Origin of the sequence: Vibrio sp. D404a, assembly GCF_030248535.1 — a bacterium.
Taxonomy (GTDB): Bacteria; Pseudomonadota; Gammaproteobacteria; order Enterobacterales; family Vibrionaceae; genus Vibrio.
Genome location: NZ_JAHGAJ010000002.1, coordinates 119,371 through 144,500, shown reverse-complemented (window position 1 = coordinate 144,500; position 25,130 = coordinate 119,371). Strand labels below are relative to the sequence as shown.

The window sequence follows — 25,130 nt, the reverse complement described above, 5'->3', positions numbered from 1 at the left end:
GCGTCTTTTAATGGTATCTAGCAAGGCTTGTGCCCAGATGAGAGTCCAAACTTGTTTGTTACTTTGTTGAGAAATGTTTGTGCATGACTTCTAACGGGCTCTAAGCGAAATGCAGGTAAGCTACAGATAGCTGGCGTGATCACTGCCATAGCAAGGCATAGCCAAATGTTTTGCAACGTCAATGCAAACAGCAAGGATAAAACCAATGCGTTGAACTCGAAGATAAACAAACCGATTGAGTAGGGTAAACGAGTCAAGCGTTGACTGTAGATAAACACAGCCGCCGCTTTGAAAGCTTGTGCGATGCATAACGCACCAATGATGCCCCAGACTCCCCAGCGACTTAAGAACCACATCATGACAAGGCCGATGACTGTTGCCATTATGGAAATCGTGAGTTGAAGCTTGGTCGCTTTTCGATGAAGGATTCCAATATTTAATAGCTCTGCGATCTCTTTAAACCAAGCAAAAAGAAGCGTCCCTAATACGAGTTGTGCCGATAATAGGTAGCTTTCAGGCAGAGCCAACAGAATGAATGCTTTGGCACCAAATGCGATAGCAACCGTCAATACCGTGATATAAACAATACCAAGCTGAGTAATTTGTGCTGTCTTATGTCGCCCCTGATTGACTAGCGTATTGAATCGTTTCGGCATCCACCACATACCGAAAGGTTGAACGAGAATACACATCGCGAACGAGAACTTAATGGCGATGGCATATTGTCCGAGAGTGTCGAGGTTGGTTGAATACGCTACAAAAAAACGTTCTGCACCATTTAACCCAAATCCGATTAACCCGGTGAGCATAAGCGGCCAGCCGTAGTGAAGGTAGTCGCGAAACGCAGTGGTATTGGTCAATCTAATGCTGAATCGGTTGATGATTAATAGGGCTATGACTTGGAATAGGTAAGTGACTACGCCACACATCAAGATCTTTTCAACGCTAGGATCAGAAAACAAGACGCTTAAAATCAGGCTAATTTGCAGAACGGTTGAGGCGACACTCACTGCTAAAAACGTCAGTGCTTTATCTTGCATTCTAAGCCATGCGGTTGATAGGCCGATGATGCCTTCAAGTGACGCACAGATGACTATTAGGTTGAGTTCCGTGCGGCTAGCTAGTGAAAATTGATCGCTAAATCCTGCGTTAATATAGGCAAACAGTAAGATCGACAGCACTAAAGACACAGCGCAGGTGAGTGTAAATATTTCACTCGCTTTGGAAAACTGTCGCTTTTGGTCACTCTCTTCTCCAACAAATCGATACAAGGCTTCATGCAGTGCGAAGGTCACCACGATGCCGCACACTGCGCCAATCGAGGCTAACAAATCTAACCGGCCAATCTGCGAGGGTGCAAGGTAGTTGGCGATGATTGGCAGCATGATTAGGGCTGTACCTTTGTTGACGACTAGCCCAACCCCATAGGTCAGCATATTCATGAGTGGTGAGGACTGACGTATCGATTTAATCATGAGATGTTTCCAAAGAGGAGGAGGTGCTCGTCGAGATAGCTTGCTCTTGATAAATGTGTGCGCTCATCGCGATAGAAATGCTTTGATAACAACGATCCGCTCGATATTGCATCGCAGTTTCTAAGCTTGCTTGTGACAAGCGTCGGCGAAGCTGCGGATTATCAATTAGCGATTGAACCGTGTTGTACAGCGATTGAGGGTCTTGCGGGTTGAACTTAACGCAGTTGACGTTGTGTTCAAGTGCTTGGTCCCAGTAAGCGCCATCATTTGGGATAACGACACACAGGCCAGCAGCAAGGCTCTCCAATACAGAAAGCCCGAAGGGTTCGTTATGGCTGGTCGAGACAAAAATGCCTGAATTTGCGCGAATCTTATCTAGATTGTTGGGTGCGTGAAACAGTTTGGTATGGGTATTTTCAGTCGGCAAAGTACTTATGCCCAAATGCGTGTTTTGCGGCGTGATATAACAAATATTGGCATTCCAGGGTGTGTGCTTGTTGGCAATATCCAGCGCAGAACAAAGCGTTTCAAGCCCCTTCCATTTTAATAACGATGCAGCCCAAAACAGGTCGCAAGAGGCTGTGTTGCTTTGAGTTGGCCAGTTTGTTTGTGTGAGTCCATTGATGAATGATTCAAATCGAGCATCGCTGATCACCGCATTAACTATAATCTGAGCTTGTTCTTGGTCATGAGTCTTAGAAAAGTAACAGTGTAACGCATTTTGGATCGAAGCTAAGCTTGAAGCGAGATAGAAGACAGACTCTGCACGGGTAAAGCAGTAGCCAATTGAACGCGACAGCCCAACTGGGCCATGCACTAACTGGATGATTGGCATTCGCCAGATCCACTGAACCATGTAGAGCGCCATATCGATACCCGGATTGGATGCACCAACAGCATAATGAATCTTTGGTTCACGTATCAGGGTAATCAGTAACATCAACGCTAAAGTTAGCTGAGCAATCCAATAGCGCAGCCCTTGAGGTACGGTCAGAAAACTCCAATTGGGTAAAGTAATAATATTGGCAGTGACTGATGTTGTGGCGGCTTTCCAGGACTGTGGGTCTGAAGTAACAATCGTGAATTTAATATTGGCACTCGGGTTGTTTATTAGTGATTCTTTGGTTGCCATTAACATTTCTAGTGTCGCTATTTTCGAACCGCCAGCAAAAGGAATAGGGTCGTATACGAGGCCGTGAATATAATGATTCTCTTTAGCCGCTTGCTTGACGCTTGAACTGTGGACATTGGATTCTTTAGTATTCATTGTCATCTCCAACTGTTTGTCTTTAATGAAATGCCCAGCGGACAAGAGGTTTTAGGCCATCGAGTAGTGACGATGACTCATTTTGACGAATTACCCTGCGATAGAGATTCTCAAATTGCTGAGTGTTGGCTTTAACTGTGAGTTTAGAGTGAGTGAGATGATATAACTGATTGACCAATTCGCGACGCAACTGCTCATCCGACATCAATCGCGTCATCTGGTGGTACATCTCGTCAATAGGATTATTTGGGTCGAACAAAAGGCCGGTTCGATTGTGATGAATAAACTCAGGAATTCCACCCACTCTCGGAGCAATGACAGGCAATTTTGCTAAACCAGCTTCTGCGAGAACCAAACCAAAGGCTTCGTATCGCGCACCACTAATAAAGGCATCAACATTACTGCAAAGCCAATCTGCGACATCGTGTCGCTCTCCAACAAAATGAACATTGGAAGCAAGGCCTAAGTCTTCTGCGAGTGCGATAAGGTTGTCTCGATCTTCGCCGTCACCAATAATCACAAGATGGGTATCGCGTTGTTTCTGAACACGACTCAAAGATTGGATGATCAAATCTACGCCTTTTCTGACAATCAGAGACCCGACGGTAATGAAAACAAAACTTGACGGTGGGATGCCTAGATTGGCTCGAACGTCCTTATTGCTCGAACGCTGTTGGACAACACCGTTATGAATCACTGACAGTTTGTCTAGCGGGTAACCGTCCCTGAGTAAGCCTTTGCTAATGTCATGGCTGACACAGGCGATGTTCGGTGAAAGGTGTAGCCCCAGCGTGAATCTATCGCGCAGTTGGTAATCGCTGTGGAGTTGAGTGACAACAGGCACACTGCAGAGTTTGGCTGCAATACACATCCATTGGCAAGGTGCGCCACTGTTGATGTGCACAAGATCGATGCCATGTTGCTTGATCAAAGACATGGCTTGCTTAAGTTGAACGCCCCATTGGTAAACGTTAAATCTTGGTGCTTTCCACCCAAGTAATAATTGAAAAGGCGTGTAGATCGCTGCGACGTTCTGTTCTTCAAAGTGATTAATTAAGGGTTGGCAGTTGCTCCAAACAAACGGAGTGTATTTAGTTTTGTCGAGGCTCGCCACAAGATGAATCAGACAGGTTTCGCTGCCGCGAATCCAATTATCGCCATAGTGCACAAAGAGTATGTTTTTACTGTTTTTCATCACTAAGCCTCGCTATCTACTAATCCAAAGACGTTGTCCCTGCGGGGAATATTAATTTTGTATAGAGTAGATATAGCAAGGGCAATGCCATGATTATCTGGATTTTAAGTGGCTGTTTTAATTGAATTTTGATTTGTGGCTAATTGTTGGTTGTCATTTTGAGAATCAGATTGGTTGCATATCGGTGGGAGACTGAGAGTGTTTTATTTTGAGAAAACGGGGCGTTTTACTTTATGAAACTATGTCATTAAGAGCTTTTCTCATTATGAGAATGAGGGGCCGTAGCATTGAAGAAGCTGAGGGATCACCGCTTGCGGCGAGTAGGTTTTGTTGATGGTTTCGATAGCGTTCTGGCCGATTGATGATTTTTCAATTTGAGACAGTGAGAGCCAATCTTGTACACATGTTGTGAGGTCGTCAGGTTTATTAGCGAGGTAGCCATTCTCATTATGCTTAATCAACTGAGGAAGATTACCGACCGAGGTCGCTATAACAGGGATACCCCGAGCCATCGCCTCTAACGCGGCCATAGGTAAGCCTTCATAGCGCGAAGGGATAACCAATACATCAATATTGCTCCAGACGTTATCCATATTTTGCTGATGGCCGTGAAAGGTGCTGTTATCCGGTTTGATTGACTCAAGTTGTGGGCGCTCTGGTCCATCCCCAAATAAGTGAAATCGATGAGTAGGAAACTGCTTCGCTAGATCTAAGAAGCGGTCAGCGGCTTTCTCGTGACTCAAACGCCCAACAAAGCCGAATCGAAAACAGTTAGAGTTTCCCGTGAGAGAAGCATAGGATTGCGGCATAGCGACAAAATTATTTAGTAGCGTGGTCGTGCTTGGTATTTTCTGTTTGATCTTGTTGCTTACCACCAAAGAATGATTAGACAGAAACCCGGTGTATCGGTCGAGCGCATCGTAAAGCCATACTTTTCCTTTGGGCGTTTCACCCGCGTGATAGGTTGACACTTGATAGAGAGACAGCTTTGGATTGAGTAACTTGGTCAATTTACCGATGATGCTGGATTTATAACCGTGGCAATGGAGTAGCCGTGGTTGATACGTTGAGATAGCAGTAGCAAGTTGCGTTACCGGCGAATGCGCAGTAGGGGCGAGCGACTGAAGAAAAGCGTAATCGAGATTAGCGTTTTCAAGTCGTTCAATAATCGGTGGTGCAGGAGAATAGTGGGTAAGTAACACGATGCGAACAGCACACTGGTGTGCCAGTAACCCTTTCGCGAGCTCTAAAACATGCGTTTCGATACCACCGAAGGTTTGGCTGTCGAGTAACAGCCAAACCTCTTCTGGGTTAGGTTGTAGGGAGCGAGCCTGATTAGGCTTGGTTGTACTCATCTTCCGCTTCCCAAGCCTGCTTTTTACGATAAACCGTAGAAGGACTAAGTTCTAATAGTACAGCAGCGTTGAGTACGTTGCCGCCGCAATGGTTGATTGCATTCTGAATGGCTTCACGCTCAATTTTCCACATTGGGCGTATACTTCCATCACTATTCGTTAGAGCAGGTCCATGACTTTCGGTTGGCGTCTCAATCTCTTCTGGAGTCAGCGGAGCAGGTTTAGATATTGTTTGGGCGACGGCTTCTTGAACAGGCTCTGCACGTTTAATCGGCGTAACCACTTTACTTCTGCCACCTGTGCCATTTATCGGCGGTGGAATCATCTCTCGTGTAACACTGGCTTCATTGTTGAGAACCACAATGTTGCGGATGATGTTCTGAAGCTGACGCACGTTACCGGGCCAAGGGTAATTCTTTAGAAGGAGTTGAGCTTCCTTGTCGATAGACTTGAATTTTTTACCGTCTTGCTTGGCGTAAATTTTCAAAAAGTGCTTACAAAGCGTGATAATGTCACTACCACGTTCGCGTAAAGGTGGCATCTCGATAGGCACAACGTGAACACGATAGTAGAGATCTTCTCTGAAACGACCTTCTTCTACTTCTAGCAAGGGATCTCGGTTAGTTGCACAGATGATACGTACATCCACTTTTATTTCGCGAGTACCACCTAGCGGTGTAAAGGTACCGGTTTGCAAAAAGCGTAAAAGCTTCTTCTGCATCTCCAGCTCCATCTCACAAAGCTCATCAAGAAATAGGGTACCGCCGTGCGCTTGCATTGCTGCACCTTTTCTATCGGTGGTGGCACCAGTAAAGGCGCCTTTCATATGACCAAAGATTTCGCTTTCCATGAGGTCGCGAGGGATAGCACCACAGTTGATCGCAACAAACGGTTTATCGCGGCGTTGGCTCTCTTTATGAATGGCTTCGGCACACACCTCTTTACCTGTACCGCTCTCACCGTTAATGAACACACTGGCGGTAGTTGGCGCTACCGAGTCGATGGTTTTATAGACTGCTTGCATTGGTAAGCAAGAACCAATGAAACCTTGGAAGGATTCACGGTCAAACTTGCTCTTGATGTTCTCAACTAGGTTTTCTAATTTTGCGCGCTTTAGGTGAAGCTTTACGGAGGTTTTAAGGCGATCGGCCTGAATCGGTTTTTCTAGGAAATCTTCTGCACCGCGTTGAATTAGGTCCACTGCAATATCGACCGAACCGTGAGCGGTCGCGATAATCACAGCAGTTGGGACTTCATTTTCTGTAATCCAATCTAATACGTCTTCACCCGACATATCAGGCAGTTTGAGGTCGAGAATCACTAACTGGGGCGTGTGGCGCTCAATAAAAGTTTTTGCTTCTGCCCCTGTTTCGACGTGAAAAATGTCATAGGGCTCATCTTTTACGTACTGTTTATATAAAACAGCCAATGAAGTCGAGTCTTCAACTAACAATACTTTAGGGCGCATTGTGTTATTCCTTTTGAATCTTGTCCTAACCAAACGTCAATTATTGCGTTATCTACGTAATTGCGTTCTGTGTCTTCTCATTCACATATCGGTGTTTTGTTTTAAGCGAAGCCGAGCTCTTTTCGGGCAATAAGTGCCTCTATTGAATCGTCAGCAAGGCTAAGCAGTTCGTCAACACGGTCAAAGGCTAAGTCTGTCTGTTTTTCTAGGCATTGACGCTCGATATCGCGAGCCAATGTTGAGAGAGCTTTGTTACCTAAAGCAAGCGACGTACTTCCGAGTGTGTGTACCTCAAATTCGAGCACTTCACCATCTTGGGATTCGGCGGCTCGCTTAATCGCGTCAATGCGTGCTCTTGACTCAGCAACATAGTGATCGATAAGAATAGGGATGACGTCAGCGCTGGTATCTACAATCATCTGTTGTAGAACGGACTCATCAACAAGGTCTTCGGTATTGGTGTTTGTCACTGTCATCGTACGTAGATCCATCCATGAAATTTCGTCAAACACGATTGTTACGCAGGGGGTAACATCAACGAACAATATGTAAATCAATTAGATATTTAAGTATTAGACATTTTTTGGAACAATTTCAACTGCTTGTATACGGAAGATGTAAAAAATGCCAAGCAAAGAGGGTTATGGGGCGCTATTGATAAGCAATGGAGGGGAAAGAAGATGGCCGCTGCATGCTAAATCACTCACAGCGACCAGAGATTAGCGCTTAAGACGCCTTATCAATTACCGACTTTGGGGCAGGTTCAGGTTCCCCGGGTTCGGCAAAAATGTCAGCGACAGCGCTGCGTTCCAGTTCACCTTTAAGGTTACCGTCTTCATCAACGACCGGCAGAGAGTAATCACAAGACATGGTGTCTTGAAGCACTTCTTCGATGACAGCATCAGGATTGACCGCCGGCACTTCTTCGTAGATGTCATCACTAAAGTCACTCACAGTCTTGTCCTCAACGGCATCTTGTAAGCTCTCTTTCGTCACCAGACCTTGATAGCCTTCGTCGGTAACGTGATACGCATAGTCATGCTTGAGCATTTTCATCTGAGCTAATGCTCCCTCAATGGTTTCTGAGGTGATGCGATACAATGGAGGTTGCATGACCGTCTCTACAGTAAGTGCACGTGCGCGGTTTACATCTTTTACGAATGCTTCGACGTAATCATCTGCAGGGTGAAGTAATATCTCATGTGGCGTGCCTTGTTGAACCAGTTCGCCATCTTTCAGAATCGCGATTCGATCACCAAGTCGCAGTGCCTCATCAAGATCGTGAGTGATAAAGATAATCGTCTTGTGCAACTTCTCTTGCAGTTCGATCAATTGATCTTGCATTTCGCTACGAATCAAAGGGTCGAGAGCCGAGAAGGCTTCGTCCATCAGCAGAATCTCCGCATCGGTACATAAAGCTCGAGACAAACCGACACGCTGCTGTTGACCACCTGAAAGCTGTGCAGGGTACTGGTTTTCATAGCCTTTAAGTCCAACTGTATCTAGCCACTCGGAAGCCTTGGCTAAACGCTTGTCTTTCTTGATGCCTTGGACCTCAAGCCCATAGGCGACATTTTCAACCACGGTACGGTGAGGCATTAACCCAAAGCGTTGGAAGACCATCGACATTTTGTGACGACGAAACTCTTCGAGCTCTTTGGTGTTGAGACTCATCACGTCAGTCCCTTCAACAGTGATTTTACCTTCGGTTGGTTCAATCAAGCGGTTGAAGTGACGAATAAGGGTTGATTTACCTGAGCCCGAAAGACCCATGATCACGAATATCTCACCACGATTAATTTCGAGATTAATCTCTTTTAAACCAACGGTATGGCCGGTTTCAGCAAGGATTTGATCCTTGTCTTGGCCATTATGAATACGCTCAATCACCGATTTAGGCTTAGGGCCGAAGACTTTATACAGTCCGCTAATTTCAATCAGAGGTTTAGTCATGCTTAAACCCTCCTAAGTGTGCGTTGGTTCTTTTTGCGTAAGCTTGTGAGGCACGGTCGAATAGGATAGCTAATGCCACGATGGCGAAACCATTCAGAAGACCCAAAGTGAAATACTGGTTAGTAATCGACTTCAATACTGGTTGGCCTAAGCCTTTTACACCAATCATAGATGCGATAACCACCATAGACAAAGCCATCATGATGGTCTGGTTGATGCCCGCCATTATAGTCGGCATTGCCAAGGGCAGTTGAACACCCCAAAGACGTTGTTTCTTGTTTGCACCAAAGGCGGTCGCCGCCTCCAGAACTTCTTTGTCTACTAATCGAATACCAAGGTTGGTTAATCGAATTACAGGTGGGATAGCGTAGATAACAACGGCGATAAGCCCCGGGATCTTACCAATACCAAGCAGCATCACCACTGGGATTAGGTATACGAAGGCTGGCATGGTCTGCATGATGTCGAGTAGCGGGGTAACAACGGATTGCACCCGATTAGAACGTGCCATCGCAATGCCGATTGGGATACCTAAACATATCGAAACGAGGGTACAGACGGTAATAATGCTTAAGGTCCGCATGGTGTCTTCCCACATGCCGAAGTAACCAATGAGTAGCAATGAACCGACACAACCAAGTGCTAGTTTCCATGAGCGACTGGCAGCGTAAACTAGGGCAGTACACACGGCGAGTACGATGAGCCAAGGAGTCGAGATGAGGAGTTTTTCGAACCAGACAAGAAAAGAGAGTAAAGGATCAAAGAAAGATTCGATCATTTCGCCATATTCACGAGAAAAATCTCGGTAGGCGCCGTCTAGCGTCTTCTTAATTGCTCGTAAATTCGAGCGTTCCATTTCAGGAAAACTGGAGAACCAGCTATTGTCAGCCATTTTATATCCTTATATTCCGAAGCGGTTGAAAAGCTCAACCGCTTCGAATGCTGAATAACATCAAGTATAGCGACGTTATAATGTGTATTTTTATTGCGTGTTAAATCGTAAACCGGTTAAGGGTTACAGCTCAGCTTCCACTTTCTTAGCCACATCTTGCGATACCCACGGGTGCCAGATGTCAGGGTATTCGCTTAGGAAATGCAGCATCGCTTCTTCACCATCGGCTTGGTTGTCTTCCATCCACGCAAGCAGTGCATTCATTTTGTCATTGGTGAAACCACGCTTGGTGAAGTAGTCATAAGCTTCAGGTGCACGAGCAGCGAAACTTTCTGTAGTGATGGTGTGAACAGGGGAAGGTGGATACATGGTCGCTTTTGGATCGTCACACTCTTCCTGAGTAGTACAATTTACGAACTCATCTTTATCGACGCCGCTGCCGAAGTCGACTTTGACCATATCGTATTTACCTAGCACAGCCGTTGGTGCCCAGTAATAACCAAACCACGCTTCTTCACGCTCATAGGCTTTGGCGATAGCCCCAGAGAGACCCGCACTAGAGCCTGGATCAACAATGCTAAAGCCACTCTCTTCGAGTTCTAATGCATTGAAAAGGTTGCCTGCACTGATTTGGCAGTTCCAACCTGCAGGGCAGCTGTAAAATGCGGATGTATCTGGATCTTCCGGATGTTTGAATAGATTGGCGTGTTTACGAACACCTTCGATGGTTGCGATTTCAGGATATTGGCTTACTAGGTATTTTGGTACCCAGAAACCCTCTTCACCGCCATTTACGAGTGCTTTACCCGCGTAACGTAGTCGTTTTTCTTCAACGCCTTTGTCTAGCGCAGTTTTCAAACTGTTACTCCAAAGCTCTGGAGCGACGTCAGGCTGGCCTTTCTCTATCATTGAGGTACCGGTTGGCATGGTGTCGCCGGGAATAAGTTCTGCGTCACAACCATAACCATGCTCTAGGATAAACCTATCGATATTGGCGATGAGTGTCGCTGAGTTCCAGTTCATGTCGGCGATTGTTACGCTACCACATTCACCAGCGTTAGCGTTACTGGCTGCGGCGACTAACAAAAACATGGAGCTTAACTTGTATTTCATATTGAGGTTCCTTTCTCATTAAAGTTTGTAACCCACACAACTAGAACACAAAGGGGCGTGTTTGGTTATGGAGCTACTCTGAGTGGTGTTGATGTGACGAGTCATATCCTTTGGTCGTCTCACGGGGCTGGTTCCTTTCGATTTACGAGGGAACAGATTAATGCAGTAAGAGTGGTACCCAGTATTTATGACGAATCAACAAAAATTGACCACTTTTTATAAGTTTAGGGAATATCTGGATAAAATCCATGTTTGATCTGATTTGATTCGAGCATTGCCAATGCAAGTCACACTATGAGCGATTGGTATGGTATTTTTGTTGGTATTTTCATTGAAATGTAGTGATTTTCTGAGATATCGGTCGATTTTAAATAAAATCACTACATTGTATGGGGCTATATTGGCAGGTTAAGGAACTCGTTTTTAGTTAACTTTCGGTTAATCGCCGTTCTTGCTCGTTGAGGAATGAATTTCATTTTGTTTATCTGACGAGCAATCTCTTGAGTGAAACTTGGCGCGTGTTTCATGTTCATGATTGCCCCCGTGAGTGAAATACCATCTGTTGATAACAGCTGCTTTGCTTGCTCAAGCTGACTCGTACTTGTCTCACCGTAAGCGAGTACCAAGAGTGTCGAATCGCATGCGTTAGCCACTGACTGCGCAGGTATGTTGCCTTTGTTGACCAGTAGAATAGGGGATGTATCGATAACGACGCGATCGTATTGGGTTAACCACTTTGCCACGGTGTTTTTGAGCGTGGTTGGGTCCTTAAAAGCCAATTGTGCTGACGGCTCTCTTGGCGCAGGCACACCTACAAAAAGACGTCGTGACTCAGTATGTTCTATGAGTTGACCTTGCTGTTCAAGATCGACCAAATCGAGGTCATGAAACGCCGGATTAAAGAGGTTCAAATCGACATACAGAGTCGAGTGACCTGCAAGCATGCAGCGCTCGGCAAACGCGGATGCAATTGACGTGACGCCGTCACCACTTTGACAAGAGGTAATACAAGTAGAGCGATAGCCATTGAGCTCAGACGTTAAGTAGAGCTTCTCAATCTCGGCTTGGGTGGCTGAAATAGTCATTATAGTGCTCCAATTAATACGATGGTGGTGGTTAGGCGTAGAATGTCATCAAGACCGACACGGGCTTTTTCAATAAAGCTTTCACTGCGGTCAGGAATGTAAATGGTATCGCCTGCACGTAGAACCGGTAAGTGATAGATGTTGGCTGTTTTGCTGAACTTGATCAGGTCAAAGGTGCGAGCTTGGCCTTGGCAACAAGACATGTTCACTACGGTAATTTTCTCTAAGTATGCGTTCTCGGTTGGTCCAGCAGCTTCGGCTAGTACGTCTAAAATGGTCATATTGTCATTGAAGACATAGCGACCCGGTTTGTTAACTGCACCCAGTACTCTCACTGTCGACTCTTTTGATGTGTCTAACCAGTTCTTGTCTTTCTCTGGAATGTAAATCGTATCGCCAGTCGTTACCCTCGGTAAGATGGACTCATCACCGGTTTCAAAGTAAAGAGAAAGGTTGAGTTTACTCACTTTCGCATACGGCTTATCTCTATGCGTCACACGAATATTATGGATGTCAGCATCTTTGGTTGGGCCATCGGCTGCAGATAAGATATCTAAGAAGTGCATATCTTTCGTAAAGCGGTAACGACCCGGCGCATTCACTTGTCCAAACACATAGATAGACGCATCTGAGCTTTGGCGAACCCATTGGGATTTGTTGTCTGATGGATCTTGTGGTAAATCGTGAATTCGTACAATCGCACCAGCTCGAATAAAGGGTAGGTCTTCCCGCGGAGCACCGTTTTTGATGTAGGCATCTAAATCGAAAACAGTAAGCTTGCGTCCGTTAACTACCTCAATTTTAGTGGTATCAGCGCGTAGAGTCGGGCCACCCACGTGAGCAAGCAGATCCATAAGGTCCATTTCGTCAGACCATTCTATACGCCCTGGGCGAACCACTTCACCAATCACATTCACTGCGCGGTCTGGTGAGATTTTCAGCCAAGACTTTTCATTCATGTCGGTTTTTTCAGGAACAAAAATCGCGTCACCCGGTTGGATTGCCGGTGGCTTAACACCGCGCAAACCTTCAGTATAAGCCGTTAAATCGAACTTAAGAACTTGACCGTTGGCTTTGATTACGCGGATTTGACGAGATTCTGCAAAACGCGTTGGACCGCCTGCATTGGCCAAGATATCCATGAAGGTCGCACCTCTTTTACCATCGTATGCGCCCGGTTCAGCGACTTCACCCATGACGTAGACGGTGTTGGCACCTGATTTAATTTCCACTTCTTGCTTTGGAACAAAAATGGTCGAACCCGGACGTAAAATCGGAAGTAGGGAAGCATCGCCCGAATCTAGGTACTGTTTTAGGTTGAATAGTGTCGGCGTATTGTTTGAGATTACACGAATCTGCTCAACACCAGCGTAGCGTGTCACGCCACCAGAACGCATGATGACGTCGACAAGGTCGGTATTGTCTTTATATGCGAAAGAACCGGGTGCATTAACTTCACCAAATACCTTAATCGAATTACGTGAGTCAGCACTGTCGCCTGAATTAGCAAGCTTTGCGGCATCGAACTCTTGCTCGATGTTACCAACAAGTGGAGAGGCTGGAACGAAGATTGAATCAAGAGATTGTAGCTCGGGTAATTGGGAATCATCGCCGGAATCTAGAAAGCGTTTGTAGTTGAACTCTTTTCTGTCAGCGCCTCGCTTAAGGATCAGCTTATCCAATTGAGCACCGGCTCTTAGACCGCCAGCAGCATAAAGCGCCATTTGAACGCTAGAACCTAGCGACAGCGTATATTCACCGGGCTGCTCTACGTAACCTTGGACTGAAATCAATATCTGTTGCTCTTTGATGAACACAGATGCGGTTGATAAATCGCGGTAAGTGGTGCTGAGTGCGTCAATCACCACTTTCTGAAGTTGTTCATTGTCATAACCAGCCACATAGACCGCACCAACCTCAGGTAAGGTAATGCGTCCACGCTTATCTACCTGAAAGCCTTTATTTAGGCTCTCTTCGCCGGGTACATTGACTTGAATAAGGTCACCAACTTGAACAGCATCGCTGAATTCTTCTTCACTGTGTGCGGTTGTTACCCAAAATGTCAGGCAACATACCAAAGTAATGATTAGGGCTCTCATAGTGTCTCTCCCATCATTTCGGCGTTGTCTGGTGAAACAATTTCAATACTTACGCGGCGATTGGTAAGGCGAGTGCCTGCTGATTCACCTTCGAATAGTGGTACTGTCTCGCCGACTGACACGGTTTTAATGCGTGTTGGGCTCAGACCAAAGATGGTGAGGTAACGTTCAACTTGCTTAGCACGCCCTAAAGCGAGCTTATCGTTGTAATCTTCGGTACCCGTTGCATCGGCGTGGCCGGTTACAATCAGTTCTAATGTTGGGTAGTCTTTTAGAATGGCTGTCGCTTCTGCTAAATGTCCCATGTACTTGGGGTTAACTTCTGTCGAGTTGTGGGCAAATTGATTGTCGACGTTAAGAAGGTCATAGAGCTGTTCGATAACTGAAAGCTGTAATCTAAATTGCGCCTCGTTTTTTGGAGGTGCGCAGCGAGCTTGCGAGGTCACGTAGTCTAGTCTTGTTTCTAGGTCGTTAAGGCGTTTGCGCTGAATCACTAAGTCGTTTGCGGCATCAAGCAGTAAACCACCTTGAAGCTCGCGCGCGATACGGTTTTGTTTCTCGATGGCTTGAACGACCGCTGCAGGGAAGCACCAGCGCGCGCCTTCTTGAATTAAGGAATCGAGATGAAGCTTCGCCAACTGCCAATCAAAGCGTAGGCCGTGTTCAGGTCCAAGCGGCTCATCAGGCATTACCGGCGAAAAATCAGCGTTTTGATAGTTTATTGAATCATAACTCTCTGCCAAGCCTCCTGTGCCATGTTCTGGGTAGCTGCTGCAACCCACAACAAGCACAGACAGAGAAAGGGCTATGTAAGAATTCCATTTTTTCATGCCAACGTCCTTTGAATTTTTTTATTATAATTATGTACATCTTTAGCTTAGTGGAACTTTATGAATTAGCAGAGTTTTTTGAGTTAACAGGGATAGCGTGGCCGATGCGAAGCAGATTCATGATCTCTAGCGGTTGACCAGTCACATTCTCTAATCGCATGTTGCGCTCGCGTTCAGTAAGGCGTTTGAACATGTAAACAATGGCACCGACACCTGAAGAATCTAAAAACTGTACCTGACTAAAGTCGATCTCAATCTCAGGATGAAGGTCATTGGTAATCACATCATCAATGTCTGTCTGAACTTTACGGCTGCCTGAAGCATCTAGGTCGCCAAAAATTTCAAGAGTTAGGGTTGAGTTGCTTAGTTCAATTTTACGTAGTTCCATGATGGTCTCTCCTTGAAGCATTCATATTTCTTTCCGGTTTCCTTCCACATTGCACGGTCTGTGCCAATTTTATTTCTGTTATTTATCAACAACTTATGTTTTGTGTGTTTTTCTTCTCATAATGACAAACCGCTGTTTCTCAATTTGAGAATGAAAAAGAGCGGATAACTTGGGGTCGATAACGCATAGATAATGCAAATGAAACGGCTCTAGTTATAGTTTTGGTGAGTTTGTCGCAGCGTTTTCATTCACACGATGAAAGTTATCCCAATGAGTTCTTAAATTGAGGTGAACGCTCATTTATGGAAAGACGATGACTCTCAACAAACTGACGATTGCGACCCTACTAATGCTCACAAGCCCATTGAGTGCGCATGAACAACCAACTTACCAAGTGATGTTAGCTAACCACTATGACCCTCATATTGATATCAACGAGTACTGGCAGAGCGAAAAACTGGATGGCGTTCGAGCGATTTGGGACGGTCAGCATCTATATACTCGTAATGGCAACCGTATTTATGCTCCATCATGGTTTACAGACCCTTTGCCCCAGATACGGTTGGAAGGGGAACTTTGGGCGGGTCGGGATCGTTTTCACATTGTCCAACAAACTGTGCTCGATACCACTCCGGTCGACCAAGCTTGGAAGCAGATTGATTTCATGCTGTTTGATATGCCGGGCTCAGCGGGCGATTACCAAAAGCGTTATTACAACATCATTGATTGGGTAAAGCGGATAAACAGGAAACACGTTCATTATGTCGAACATCACCCAATCGAGAGCGAGGCGTCACTCTATAGACAGCTGGATAATATTGATAACGAAAAAGGTGAGGGCATCATGCTTCGCAAAGTAACCAGCCGTTATCAGGGTGGTCGCAGTAATGATTTACTGAAGTTAAAACGACATCATGATGCCGAAGCGATTGTTGTGGGATATAAAGCGGGAACAGGCAAATACACGGGTATGATGGGATCGCTTTTAGTCCATACCGCGAAAGGTGTGCAGTTTTATTTAGGGACAGGCTTTACTGACGAGATGCGATTAGACCCGCCACAAATCGGTAGCCGTATTACCTTCCGATACAATGGACTTACGCAAAATGGTAAACCCAAATTTGCTCGCTTTGTCAGAGAGAAAGACGAATACTAAAAGAGCCCCTTTTCTGGGGCTCTTTGTAGCTATGATGGAGAGTGACCTTAACGCTCGCTGAAGGCCATCTGCACACTGTCATCTTGCTTATGCATCCAACGAAGTCTCAAACCTAATAATAGTGCGGCTGACGATAGGCCAACAATGAAACCTGTCCAGAAACCGTGAGCACCCATAGGTTCTACAATCCAATCTGTCATACCTAAGATATAGCCAAGTGGCAGACCTAACACCCAGTAAGCAACAAAGGTACGGTTAAAAATTGAGCGCATATCTTTGTAGCCACGCAGTGCGCCTGCTGCAATAACTTGAATCGCATCGGTACATTGGTAGACAGCTGCAAAGAGGAGTAACTGCATTGCAATGGTAATTACTGCGGTGTTCTCTGTGTATAGAAGGGCGATCTGCTCGCGGAATAGAATAGTAATCAACGCTGTGATCAGAGACATCGCCAAACCGACAAGAATACCAACATGAGTAGCGATTCTTGCACCTTCTGTGCTGTTCTCACCAAGCTTATGACCAACACGGATACTTACCGCTGCGCCAACACTCATTGGTAACATGAACACCAAAGATGAGAAGTTGATGGCAACTTGGTGTGCCGCAACAATCATAGGACCAAGCGGTGCGACTAAGAGTGCTACAACGGCAAACAACGTAACTTCAAAGAACAAGGCTGCTGCGACAGGAAAGCCGAGCTTAAAAAGGCGTACCTGAGCTTTTAATTGAGGCTTGTGAAATTGACCAAATAGATTAATTTTAGCTAGGCGTTTTGATGTTATGACGTAGCCAAGCAATAAGGCAAACATCACCCAGTAAACGATCGCAGTTGCAACACCACAGCCAACACCCCCAAGGGCAGGCGCACCTAACTTGCCGTAGACGAACATCCAGTTAAGTGGGATATTGAGTAAAAGACCGATAAAGCCAATAAACATCGCAGGTTTGGTCAGAGACATACCATCTGTGAAGCTACGTAGCGTCTGGAACAAAAGAAACGCCGGCACTGCATACATCACCGCATGCATGTAACCGTTGGTCTTCGCCGCCATCAAAGGTTCAACATCCATTAAGTTAAGAATGTTCTGGGTTTGAAACAACACACCGATGATTGGCATCGAGATAAGCAATGCCATCACAGCGCCTTGTTGAATCTCAAATGAAATTTTCTCTTGGCGGCCTGAACCATTGAGCTGAGCAACGACAGGTACTAAAGCCATTAGCAAACCGACGCCAAATAAAATAGAAGGCAACCAAATACTCGCAGCAATCGATACGGCAGCCATATCAATAGCACTGACACCACCGGCCATAACCGTATCGACAAATCCCATGCCCGTTTGGGCGACCGAGGCGATCAACACCGGCGTAGCGAGTTTAATTAAGTTGGATGCTTCTGTTTTGTAACGGTGCACAAATGACTCCAGATAGAAGATAATAAGACAAGATGCTTAGGGATGGACATTCAGGAAGAATCAGAGATACTGATCGTAATGCGCCACTGGGCGAATAATAAAGAAATGTCACCGCAACTGCTATGAAAAACTGTGATGTGACAACACAAAACGGGAATATTATGTTTACAGGTATCGTGCAAGGTATGGCGACTTTGGTTGCTATTGAAAAGAAAGAGATGTTTCAGACTCATGTTATTGAATTGAGCGATGATATGGCCAAGGGCTTAACGATTGGGGCATCTGTCGCTCACAATGGTTGTTGCTTAACCGTAACTGAGATCAATGGTTCACAAATCTCTTTTGATTTAATGCAAGCGACACTGAGACTGACAAACTTGGGTGGTTTGAATCAGGGCGACTTGGTGAACGTGGAGCGAGCGGCTAAGTTCGGCGATGAGATTGGCGGTCACAGCATGTCGGGCCATATCTCTTTGATGGCAAATATCGTAGATGTGATCAAAACAGAGAATAACCGAACCATCTGGTTTGAGTTACCTCAAGAAAGCATGAAGTACGTTTTGAGCAAAGGCTACATAGGCATTGATGGTTGTTCACTGACTATCGGAGAAGTGAAAGAAAACCGTTTCTCTGTGCACCTTATTCCTGAAACACTCAATCGCACTCTGTTTGGCCGTCGTGAAGTGGGTGACCAAGTGAATATTGAATTTGACCCACAGACACAAGCGATTGTAGACACCGTTGAGCGTGTGCTGGCAAGTCAAAATCAGTAAGCGATGATAAAAGCCTGTGTTTGAAAAGATTTGAATAGGCTTGTGAATCACTAGAAAGCAAAGGAGCACGTCATTACGTGCTCCTTTTCCATTTTAGGACACCAAAACCGCACTTAACTGCAGGGTCCTAGCGGTTATTCATTTGGTTAGAACACTTGTTCGTCGTCTGCATCAATAGAGAGGTGGATGGTATTTCTGACTTCATCGACCTGCATGTCTAAATGAATCGCATTGCAGCAAGCAGGGCAATCATCGTAAAAATCTTGGCTTCCATTTGAAGCATCTAGGGTGATACCAATTGAATGTCCACAATGCGGACAAGACACATGCTTTTCAGTGTAGTTGTGCATAGTCGGTGCTCCTCATAGCAACTTAAACGGCCAGGATCTTCTGAATGTGTGCTTCCGTTTGCGCCAAGTAATGCCCGCCAAATTGGTTGCAGTGATTGAGAAGATGGTACAAGTTATAAAGGTCTTTTCGAACATTATAGTCGACGTCCAGCGGAGCGACGCTTTGGTAGCCTTGATAAAACTCATCAGGAAAACCACCAAACAGCTCAGTCATAGCGATATCACACTCTCTATCTCCCCAATAACACGCTGGGTCATAACAAATCGGGCCAAATGCTGACGTCGCGACATTACCGTGCCATAAATCCCCATGGAGCAGGGAGGGTGAAGGATTGTGACCTGCCAGTTGATTGTGGACAACATCGACAATTTCATCGATATCGCCAAAATCGATGCCTTTCTCTTTTAACAGTTGCAATTGAAAGCCAATGCGTTGTTCAGAGAAAAAGCGTCCCCATTTCTTGTGCCAAGGGTTTGGCTGTAACGTAGCGCCGATGTAATTGTCTTGATCGTAGCCGAACTCTTTCTGCTCTCCCCATAGGTGTAACTTCGCCAAGGAAACACCGAAGTCAAATCCATTGTTGCCTGTGTCGAGTGGCTTGGTTGGAAGATAGTTGAGGATAATAAATGACGATTCCTTGGTGGTTCCTATCAATACCAACTCTGGTACGTAAACCGTAGTGGTATTGCGCAGAAGGCGCAGGTTCTCGGCCTCTATCTCGAACTTGTTGATGAACTCCCTTTGATTCACTTTCACAAAGTAGCGTTCATTGCCGTCGGTGATCATGTAGCAATCATTAATATCGCCACCAGATACCTTAACGCGCTCGGTGATAGGGAAGTTAAATAGAAGGGTGTCTGAAAGTTGTTGAGAAATGGCCTGCCACATAGGAAATCCTCAAAGAACGTGGGTATAAGCAATAGTTTAGGATAAATTTCCACTATTTATAGACGTATGCGTCAATGTTCTTAGCTGTAATTACTCTGTGAGACTAGCAATTACGAGAATTGTGACCTTTAGCCCTTAATAAAAATCGCATAACAACGGGTTTAGTATGGAATCAATCTCACATTTGAGACGACCTATATACCCGATTGCTGAAAAAGCCTTATTCAATTGATATTGTTGTAAATCAGTTCGTGATTCAAAAAACTCTGTTTTAATGAGTCACTCAACGATAATCAATGAAGTTGCTACCACTTCTGAGTTAATTTTGAGCACTTAACCGCACGGTGAAGTGCATTATTAGCAAATCAAACAATTAGTTAATGACAATACTGAGAGTTCGCCTAGTATTGTAGGTTATCGTGATAAAGAATTTACCATTGAGCATAAACGGAGATGTATTGTGGTTGTAGAAACCGATGGTTATTTAGCTTTAATTGAGCACTTGTCGTTTAATTTGGATGTATTTACAAGTGGCAAAGGTGATACAGGCACGGAAAGTGTTGAAGATATCGTTACAGACATGATCTCAACGAACATCATGGCGATTTTCGAGCAAAATCCTGAGTTGCACTCAAGCGTTCGATTCCAACTGCTTAAAGAAGCCGATGCCGTGGTTGCCGATTTAGGTGAAGTATTGGCAGGTGTTTGGGCGAAGAAAGCGACCAATGAGCAGATCGGGTTCCTTGACGAGTATATCGCACTGGTTAAGAACTTATTCGATACGGCTGTTGCTAAATACGACTAACGCAAGCTCGTTAGCGAATAGATGTGTTGGCGGATGATGATTCGCCAACATCACTTTGTCTATCGCTCAGCATATTTTTATCTTGTCGTACTTCTTGTCAGAAAAGGTCGCTAAGTATTGAGGCCAATATCTCAGCCCTCAGTTAGATTCGTCTAAAGTGCCAAAAAGTTGAAGCCCAGTAAGGGTTATCCAAACGAGAAATAATCACTCCCTTAGACGTAGATGCGTGAAGAAATTGTTTGTTTCCCAGATAAACACCAACGTGTCTCACCTTGGGCGATGTTTTGAAAAACACCAAATCGCCACTCTTCGCTTGTTCATAAGCAATTTCGATTCCCTGCTTACTTTGATCTAATGTCGTTCGCGGTAACGCTTGTTGTGTCGCGTTTAACACTGCGATTTGGACAAATGCAGAGCAATCCACGCCATTAACTGACGTCCCGCCAAAACGATAAGGCACACCTTGCCATTCGTTATACACACTCATGTAGGCCCGTGTGGTCTGTTTCTCTACGGGCGACAGTGTCGTGTTTTTAGCTGGTTGTGCATCAAAGTCAGGTGATGAAGAGCACCCAACGGCGCCTATTATAGTGAGTATCAATATAACTCTTTGAATTAATAGCAATCTGTAACTCTTCTGAAAGATTAGTGAAATAAAAGTGTCATGAGAGAAACTTAGTATACCGAGCTTAGAAAGGATGCCACACACCGTACCTAAATCGGAACAAAAATGCCTGACATAAATGTAACGAATCAACCATCACGCTTCACTTTTTCTCTTATACAAACCGTAAGCAGTATCTTTGTCGCTATCTTGCTGCTTGTCGTTTTTCTTTCCATGGTCAGCATTAAAGGGGTCGAAAGAGTAGGAGGCTATTTCGACACGCTTTCGGAACAAGTATTACCGCTCGCACTCAATAATGCCAACCTGACGCAAAATGTACTAGAGCAAGTTAAATTATTGGGTTACAGCACTCAGTCTTCTGATCTGAGTGACCTGAATTCAACCAAATCATCTATCCAAACGCTTGCCGACGAATCAAATGTCATGCTGCAGGAGCTGCTGGTTATTACTGACCACTTCCCTGATGCCATATCTGAACAAGATAAAGAAACCTTAGTTGCTGACATGACAAAACTGCAAGCGATGACATCGAATGTCCTGACGATGCAGATAGACATTCAAGCCAAGCAGAACGTTATTGATACGCAAATCGAGCCATTTCGCTATGGCGTGAGCTCTGCGGGTCCTGAAATGAATCGTATCAGCTCGTTTCTAGCGGAAGGTAACCCAGAATCAACGGATGCCGCTAACCGTTTTGTTTCAAGTGTGAGTGCGATGGAAAGCTCTTTTCTTATGCTGATGATGCATGACGAAATGGAAAAAGCGGAGCCAGAATATCGCCAGCTTCGTAACCGTCTTGCTGGGATGAACTTGGCGTACGATGATTTTGCAGAGTGGCACCCTGATGTTAAAGACTTCACCAGCCTTGTAGCTGCGTACGACATGGTAAAAGAGGGCTTTACTGACCAAGGTATTGTTAGAAATATCTTAGGCAAATTAGAGCTCGTTGAGCAGCAGAAACAAGAGTTGACTGAAGTCATCACAACGGCAAATAGATTGATCACCAGCCTCAATAGTCTATCCGATACAGCGTCTTACCTGATTGATGACAGCGCGTCTGTGGTGAACAGCACCATTAGCAACATCGACAGAGTGCTGTTGATTAGCGGAGCAACGATAGCACTGATCATTCTGATCTCAGGCGTTGTTCTTCGTCGTTGGGTTAACAAAGGCTTGAAGAACATTAAGCAGCACTTGGCTCTACTAGCTGAGCATGATTTTTCAAAGAAATCAGAGCCAATCGGGCCATATGAACTGCAGGTGATTACTTCCAAACTCAACCTCGTTATCGAGTCCACCGCAGAATCAGTCAGTTCGGTAACTCGTAACTGTGAAACCCTGTATCAAACGGCGGAAGTGAGCCACGATGCGGCGGAGCAGACCAATAACAGTCTGAATGAGCAAAACGAGTCACTTCAGAACATGATCACCACGATCACAGAACTGGAAGCGTCAATCAGCGAAATTGCTCGAATCTCGAATGCTTCGAACGATGATGCGCAACTGGCTGAAACCGAGTCAGTCAACGGTAGTCAGGTCGTTGGCCTTAACCAACAGCGCCTTCATGCACTTGAGAAAACGCTCAGCGTTAATGAAGAGTCGATGAATGAACTGGATAGCCGAGTGAAAGAGATCCGCGAGATGGTGGATATGATCAGCGGGATTGCCGAAAACACCAATTTACTTGCGCTAAATGCTGCGATTGAGGCGGCTAGGGCCGGAGAGCAAGGCCGAGGTTTCGCTGTTGTTGCCGATGAAGTTCGCAAACTCGCAAGCGGGACTTCTCAGCAAACCACCAATATCCGCAATATGATGACAGAACTGGTGGCTGCAGCGGATCGTTCGAAAGAATCTGTGATTGAATCGCGCAGTGAAATGGCTAATGCACTTCAAACCAGCAGCGATGTAAAGCTCGCATTTGAGAAGATAGAAGTTGCAGTGTCACATATTAAAGGTCGCGTAGAACAGATCATGGTAGCAACAGAAGAGCAGGCACGTGCAACCGTGGATGTCACTCATTCAATCACACGCGTTTCAGAGCAGGGTGAAAATACCAAGATGCAACTAGAGTCGATGATTGAAAGCTCAGAGCAGGTGGCAGATATCGCAGGCCACCAGCAAGCGATGTTACACAAATATGTTCTGAGCTAAACCATTTCGGAAACGGAAACAAAAAGGACCGACTGTCTATGTGACAGTCGGTCCTTCTGTTTTTATCTATGTTTATTAGGTCTAGGCCTGATGAGATTGAAGCAATCTGCTACAGCTTTAACTCTCTAACTAACTCTGTTTGATAAAGGGCTGACGTAGCATTTTATCAAGCCTTTGCTCTTTACCATCGTTAATCTCTGGAACGCCAATTTGTACCTTATCGTGTCCAAGTTGAGGCTGTGCTCGATAGGTTTTAAACCATCTATCCCAAACCGATAGGAAGAAACCAAAATTAGAATGGGTTTCTTTAACTATGACCGAGTGGTGTACGCGATGCATGTCTGGTGTGACGACCCATTTGCGCAGTACTTTGTCGATCGAAAGTGGTAGCTTGGCATTGCTGTGATTAAACATAGCACTGACGTTTAACACCACTTCGAAAACAACCACCGCTATGGCAGGCACGCCCAGCAACATCACGAGGGCAATCTTAATCAGCATCGATAGGATCATTTCAATCGGATGGAATCGCGTACCTGTCGTCACGTCAATGTCTAGATCAGCATGGTGAACCCTATGCAAGCGCCACAATAGCGGGACTCGATGGAAGCCCAAATGCTGCAGGTAAATGGCGCAGTCTAATAACAGAACGCATAAAACAACAGTGACTGGAATAGGCAGTGAAATCTGATTGAACAGTCCCCATTGATTTTGCTCAGCGATTAAAGCCGATTGAAACGCGGCAATAGGGATCAGTGTCGCGAGTAAGACACTGTTCAACGCGACCAAAGCAAAGTTATTGCTCCAGCGATACCATTTACTTTGCGTGAGAGCTTTCCGCGGGGCACGTGCTTCCCACAAGGCGCAACCGACAAAAGCGGTGATAAAGCAGATAAGGCGAAGCAGAGAGGGGTCTTGCATAGGAATTCCTTCTATCATTATCCAGTCACTCTAAGTACAATCGTGCCACTTTTCTAGAGCTATCGTTAAACACCATGAGAATTCACGCTTTTCACCGTCTATATCAACATCGTTTGTCCCTGTCTACTCGTCCATTTAAAGCGCGAGGCTGTAAAGTCGTACGCTGCGAATATTGTAAGATCGAGCAAGGTCATTGTATCTGTGATCATCAACCAGATATTGATACCAAGGTCGCAACCATGTTGATTTTGTCAGACAACGAAGTGCTGAAACCAAGTAATACCGGGCGTTTGATCGTTGATACCGTGAAAGACAGTCATGTCTACTTGTGGCACCGAACGGAACCAAACCCAGAGATGCTTGAAATTCTCAAGGACGAAAAATATCAGCCTGTGATCGTATTTCCAGAAGACTATACGGATGATAAGAGCCGTGTAGTTCAAGATCTTCCTGCTATGCGCGACCCGCAAAAAACATTGTTACTAATCTTTATCGATGGCAGCTGGCGCGAAGCGCGTCGTATTTTCCGTCGCTCTGAGTATCTACAACACCTGCCAGTGTTATCGATTGAGCCAGAATCTGTCTCTCAGTACATGATGAGGAAGTCTGACAACGAGCAGCACCTTTCGACGGCAGAAGTGGCGAGCTTAGTATTAAAGCAAGCTGGTGAAGAGCAGGGTGCGAAGACACTTCAAATGTGGTTTGAAGCGTTCAGAGAGAGCTACATGCTCAGTAAAACCCGTTATAAGTCAGACCAAACAAAACCAAGCTTAAGCGCTTATATCGACCACTGCAAAAATGAGACGTCGCTCTAAGCCTGACACCGCATGTGCTGACAACTTGTTCAAACGGACCCAATCAAAGAATAAGTTTGTCATCTATCACGGTTTGTAGGGGGAGTGTTATGGATAATACCCCATAG

The 25,130-nt window shown here is 45.3% G+C and carries 23 protein-coding genes; 5 read left to right on the top strand and 18 right to left on the bottom strand.

Annotated features, from left to right (window positions below; translation table 11 throughout):
• Nucleotides 1-17: 17 nt before the first annotated feature.
• From KI655_RS01090 to KI655_RS01030, 13 genes are all read right to left on the bottom strand, one after another.
• Nucleotides 18-1,475 carry a lipopolysaccharide biosynthesis protein gene (locus KI655_RS01090; RefSeq protein ID WP_285400880.1) on the bottom strand — a complete coding sequence of 486 codons (1,458 nt, stop codon included), beginning with the start codon at nt 1,473-1,475 and terminating at the stop codon, nt 18-20.
• On the bottom strand, nt 1,468-2,742 hold the full coding sequence (locus KI655_RS01085) for a glycosyltransferase family 4 protein (RefSeq protein ID WP_285400878.1): 1,275 nt from the start codon (nt 2,740-2,742) through the stop codon (nt 1,468-1,470). The genes KI655_RS01090 and KI655_RS01085 overlap by 8 nt, the downstream gene beginning before the upstream one ends.
• 22 nt (nt 2,743-2,764) lie before the next feature.
• A complete protein-coding gene (locus KI655_RS01080) occupies nt 2,765-3,937 on the bottom strand; it encodes a glycosyltransferase (protein WP_285400877.1) in 1,173 nt (390 codons plus the stop codon).
• 263 nt (nt 3,938-4,200) lie between these two features.
• Nucleotides 4,201-5,292, bottom strand: coding sequence for a glycosyltransferase family 4 protein (locus tag KI655_RS01075; protein WP_285400876.1), 1,092 nt, complete (start codon nt 5,290-5,292; stop codon nt 4,201-4,203).
• Nucleotides 5,273-6,760 (bottom strand): sigma-54 dependent transcriptional regulator, encoded by a 1,488-nt coding sequence (locus KI655_RS01070; RefSeq protein ID WP_285400875.1) that lies wholly within the window; start codon nt 6,758-6,760, stop codon nt 5,273-5,275. The genes KI655_RS01075 and KI655_RS01070 overlap by 20 nt, the downstream gene beginning before the upstream one ends.
• Nucleotides 6,761-6,861: 101 nt before the next feature.
• Complete coding sequence (locus tag KI655_RS01065) at nt 6,862-7,236, bottom strand: Hpt domain-containing protein (protein ID WP_373417269.1); 375 nt, start codon at nt 7,234-7,236, stop codon at nt 6,862-6,864.
• Nucleotides 7,237-7,486: 250 nt separating this feature from the next.
• A complete protein-coding gene (locus KI655_RS01060) occupies nt 7,487-8,713 on the bottom strand; it encodes a glycine betaine/L-proline ABC transporter ATP-binding protein (protein WP_285400873.1) in 1,227 nt (408 codons plus the stop codon).
• A complete protein-coding gene (locus KI655_RS01055) occupies nt 8,706-9,605 on the bottom strand; it encodes a proline/glycine betaine ABC transporter permease (protein WP_285400872.1) in 900 nt (299 codons plus the stop codon). Before KI655_RS01055 ends, KI655_RS01060 begins: the two co-directional genes overlap by 8 nt.
• Nucleotides 9,606-9,728: 123 nt before the next feature.
• The gene (locus KI655_RS01050) at nt 9,729-10,718 is read right to left on the bottom strand and encodes an ABC transporter substrate-binding protein (protein WP_285400870.1); all 990 of its coding nucleotides are present in this window, start codon (nt 10,716-10,718) and stop codon (nt 9,729-9,731) included.
• A gap of 395 nt (nt 10,719-11,113) precedes the next feature.
• Nucleotides 11,114-11,803 carry a chromosome partitioning protein ParA gene (locus tag KI655_RS01045; RefSeq protein WP_285400868.1) on the bottom strand — a complete coding sequence of 230 codons (690 nt, stop codon included), beginning with the start codon at nt 11,801-11,803 and terminating at the stop codon, nt 11,114-11,116.
• On the bottom strand, nt 11,803-13,902 hold the full coding sequence (locus KI655_RS01040; protein ID WP_285400866.1) for an SLBB domain-containing protein: 2,100 nt from the start codon (nt 13,900-13,902) through the stop codon (nt 11,803-11,805). The genes KI655_RS01045 and KI655_RS01040 overlap by 1 nt, the downstream gene beginning before the upstream one ends.
• Nucleotides 13,899-14,732, bottom strand: a complete 834-nt coding sequence (locus tag KI655_RS01035) for an OmpA family protein (protein WP_285400865.1) — start codon at nt 14,730-14,732, stop codon at nt 13,899-13,901. Before KI655_RS01035 ends, KI655_RS01040 begins: the two co-directional genes overlap by 4 nt.
• 58 nt (nt 14,733-14,790) lie before the next feature.
• Nucleotides 14,791-15,120 carry an STAS domain-containing protein gene (locus KI655_RS01030; protein WP_285400864.1) on the bottom strand — a complete coding sequence of 110 codons (330 nt, stop codon included), beginning with the start codon at nt 15,118-15,120 and terminating at the stop codon, nt 14,791-14,793.
• A 313-nt stretch (nt 15,121-15,433) separates the two neighbouring features.
• On the opposite strand from KI655_RS01030, the gene KI655_RS01025 reads away from it, so the two are divergent.
• A complete protein-coding gene (locus KI655_RS01025) occupies nt 15,434-16,276 on the top strand; it encodes a DNA ligase (protein ID WP_285400863.1) in 843 nt (280 codons plus the stop codon).
• Between the two features lie 47 nt (nt 16,277-16,323).
• Here KI655_RS01025 and KI655_RS01020 read toward each other — a convergent pair whose 3' ends face one another.
• Nucleotides 16,324-17,694: an MATE family efflux transporter gene (locus KI655_RS01020; protein ID WP_285400862.1), complete on the bottom strand. Its 1,371-nt coding sequence runs from the start codon at nt 17,692-17,694 to the stop codon at nt 16,324-16,326.
• A gap of 161 nt (nt 17,695-17,855) precedes the next feature.
• Here KI655_RS01020 and KI655_RS01015 point away from each other — a divergent pair, with 161 nt between their 5' ends.
• Nucleotides 17,856-18,467, top strand: a complete 612-nt coding sequence (locus KI655_RS01015; RefSeq protein ID WP_285400861.1) for a riboflavin synthase subunit alpha — start codon at nt 17,856-17,858, stop codon at nt 18,465-18,467.
• 146 nt (nt 18,468-18,613) lie between these two features.
• Here KI655_RS01015 and KI655_RS01010 read toward each other — a convergent pair whose 3' ends face one another.
• Entirely contained in the window at nt 18,614-18,817 is a 204-nt protein-coding gene (locus tag KI655_RS01010) for a CPXCG motif-containing cysteine-rich protein (protein ID WP_285400860.1), read from the bottom strand.
• A 22-nt stretch (nt 18,818-18,839) separates the two neighbouring features.
• Nucleotides 18,840-19,706, bottom strand: a complete 867-nt coding sequence (locus tag KI655_RS01005) for a fructosamine kinase family protein (RefSeq protein ID WP_285400859.1) — start codon at nt 19,704-19,706, stop codon at nt 18,840-18,842.
• A 460-nt stretch (nt 19,707-20,166) separates the two neighbouring features.
• Here KI655_RS01005 and KI655_RS01000 point away from each other — a divergent pair, with 460 nt between their 5' ends.
• Complete coding sequence (locus KI655_RS01000) at nt 20,167-20,511, top strand: DUF3802 family protein (RefSeq protein ID WP_285400858.1); 345 nt, start codon at nt 20,167-20,169, stop codon at nt 20,509-20,511.
• A gap of 142 nt (nt 20,512-20,653) precedes the next feature.
• On the opposite strand, the gene KI655_RS00995 is transcribed toward KI655_RS01000, so the two are convergent.
• Complete coding sequence (locus KI655_RS00995) at nt 20,654-21,136, bottom strand: C40 family peptidase (protein WP_285400856.1); 483 nt, start codon at nt 21,134-21,136, stop codon at nt 20,654-20,656.
• Between the two features lie 105 nt (nt 21,137-21,241).
• Here KI655_RS00995 and KI655_RS00990 point away from each other — a divergent pair, with 105 nt between their 5' ends.
• Complete coding sequence (locus KI655_RS00990; RefSeq protein ID WP_285400854.1) at nt 21,242-23,287, top strand: methyl-accepting chemotaxis protein; 2,046 nt, start codon at nt 21,242-21,244, stop codon at nt 23,285-23,287.
• 129 nt (nt 23,288-23,416) lie between these two features.
• Here the strand turns inward: KI655_RS00990 and KI655_RS00985 are convergent, their stop codons facing one another.
• Nucleotides 23,417-24,208, bottom strand: coding sequence for a sterol desaturase family protein (locus tag KI655_RS00985; protein WP_285400853.1), 792 nt, complete (start codon nt 24,206-24,208; stop codon nt 23,417-23,419).
• 74 nt (nt 24,209-24,282) lie between these two features.
• Here KI655_RS00985 and KI655_RS00980 point away from each other — a divergent pair, with 74 nt between their 5' ends.
• Nucleotides 24,283-25,023: a tRNA-uridine aminocarboxypropyltransferase gene (locus tag KI655_RS00980; protein WP_285400851.1), complete on the top strand. Its 741-nt coding sequence runs from the start codon at nt 24,283-24,285 to the stop codon at nt 25,021-25,023.
• The last annotated feature ends 107 nt before the right edge of the window (nt 25,024-25,130 follow it).

What these genes read in the sequence shown, in the direction of transcription:
- KI655_RS01015 (WP_285400861.1), top strand. Translation starts at nt 17,856, where the DNA reads ATGTTTACAGGTATCGTGCAAGGTATGGCGACTTTGGTTGCTATTGAA.
- KI655_RS00985 (WP_285400853.1), bottom strand. Translation starts at nt 24,208, where the DNA reads ATGCAAGACCCCTCTCTGCTTCGCCTTATCTGCTTTATCACCGCTTTT.
- KI655_RS01005 (WP_285400859.1), bottom strand. Translation starts at nt 19,706, where the DNA reads ATGTGGCAGGCCATTTCTCAACAACTTTCAGACACCCTTCTATTTAAC.
- KI655_RS01065 (WP_373417269.1), bottom strand. Translation starts at nt 7,236, where the DNA reads ATGACAGTGACAAACACCAATACCGAAGACCTTGTTGATGAGTCCGTT.
- KI655_RS01050 (WP_285400870.1), bottom strand. Translation starts at nt 10,718, where the DNA reads ATGAAATACAAGTTAAGCTCCATGTTTTTGTTAGTCGCCGCAGCCAGT.
- KI655_RS01075 (WP_285400876.1), bottom strand. Translation starts at nt 5,292, where the DNA reads ATGAGTACAACCAAGCCTAATCAGGCTCGCTCCCTACAACCTAACCCA.
- KI655_RS01040 (WP_285400866.1), bottom strand. Translation starts at nt 13,902, where the DNA reads ATGAGAGCCCTAATCATTACTTTGGTATGTTGCCTGACATTTTGGGTA.
- KI655_RS01035 (WP_285400865.1), bottom strand. Translation starts at nt 14,732, where the DNA reads ATGAAAAAATGGAATTCTTACATAGCCCTTTCTCTGTCTGTGCTTGTT.
- KI655_RS01085 (WP_285400878.1), bottom strand. Translation starts at nt 2,742, where the DNA reads ATGAATACTAAAGAATCCAATGTCCACAGTTCAAGCGTCAAGCAAGCG.
- KI655_RS01060 (WP_285400873.1), bottom strand. Translation starts at nt 8,713, where the DNA reads ATGACTAAACCTCTGATTGAAATTAGCGGACTGTATAAAGTCTTCGGC.
- KI655_RS00980 (WP_285400851.1), top strand. Translation starts at nt 24,283, where the DNA reads ATGAGAATTCACGCTTTTCACCGTCTATATCAACATCGTTTGTCCCTG.
- KI655_RS01055 (WP_285400872.1), bottom strand. Translation starts at nt 9,605, where the DNA reads ATGGCTGACAATAGCTGGTTCTCCAGTTTTCCTGAAATGGAACGCTCG.
- KI655_RS01010 (WP_285400860.1), bottom strand. Translation starts at nt 18,817, where the DNA reads ATGCACAACTACACTGAAAAGCATGTGTCTTGTCCGCATTGTGGACAT.
- KI655_RS01080 (WP_285400877.1), bottom strand. Translation starts at nt 3,937, where the DNA reads ATGAAAAACAGTAAAAACATACTCTTTGTGCACTATGGCGATAATTGG.
- KI655_RS01030 (WP_285400864.1), bottom strand. Translation starts at nt 15,120, where the DNA reads ATGGAACTACGTAAAATTGAACTAAGCAACTCAACCCTAACTCTTGAA.
- KI655_RS00990 (WP_285400854.1), top strand. Translation starts at nt 21,242, where the DNA reads ATGCCTGACATAAATGTAACGAATCAACCATCACGCTTCACTTTTTCT.
- KI655_RS01045 (WP_285400868.1), bottom strand. Translation starts at nt 11,803, where the DNA reads ATGACTATTTCAGCCACCCAAGCCGAGATTGAGAAGCTCTACTTAACG.
- KI655_RS01025 (WP_285400863.1), top strand. Translation starts at nt 15,434, where the DNA reads ATGACTCTCAACAAACTGACGATTGCGACCCTACTAATGCTCACAAGC.
- KI655_RS01090 (WP_285400880.1), bottom strand. Translation starts at nt 1,475, where the DNA reads ATGATTAAATCGATACGTCAGTCCTCACCACTCATGAATATGCTGACC.
- KI655_RS01070 (WP_285400875.1), bottom strand. Translation starts at nt 6,760, where the DNA reads ATGCGCCCTAAAGTATTGTTAGTTGAAGACTCGACTTCATTGGCTGTT.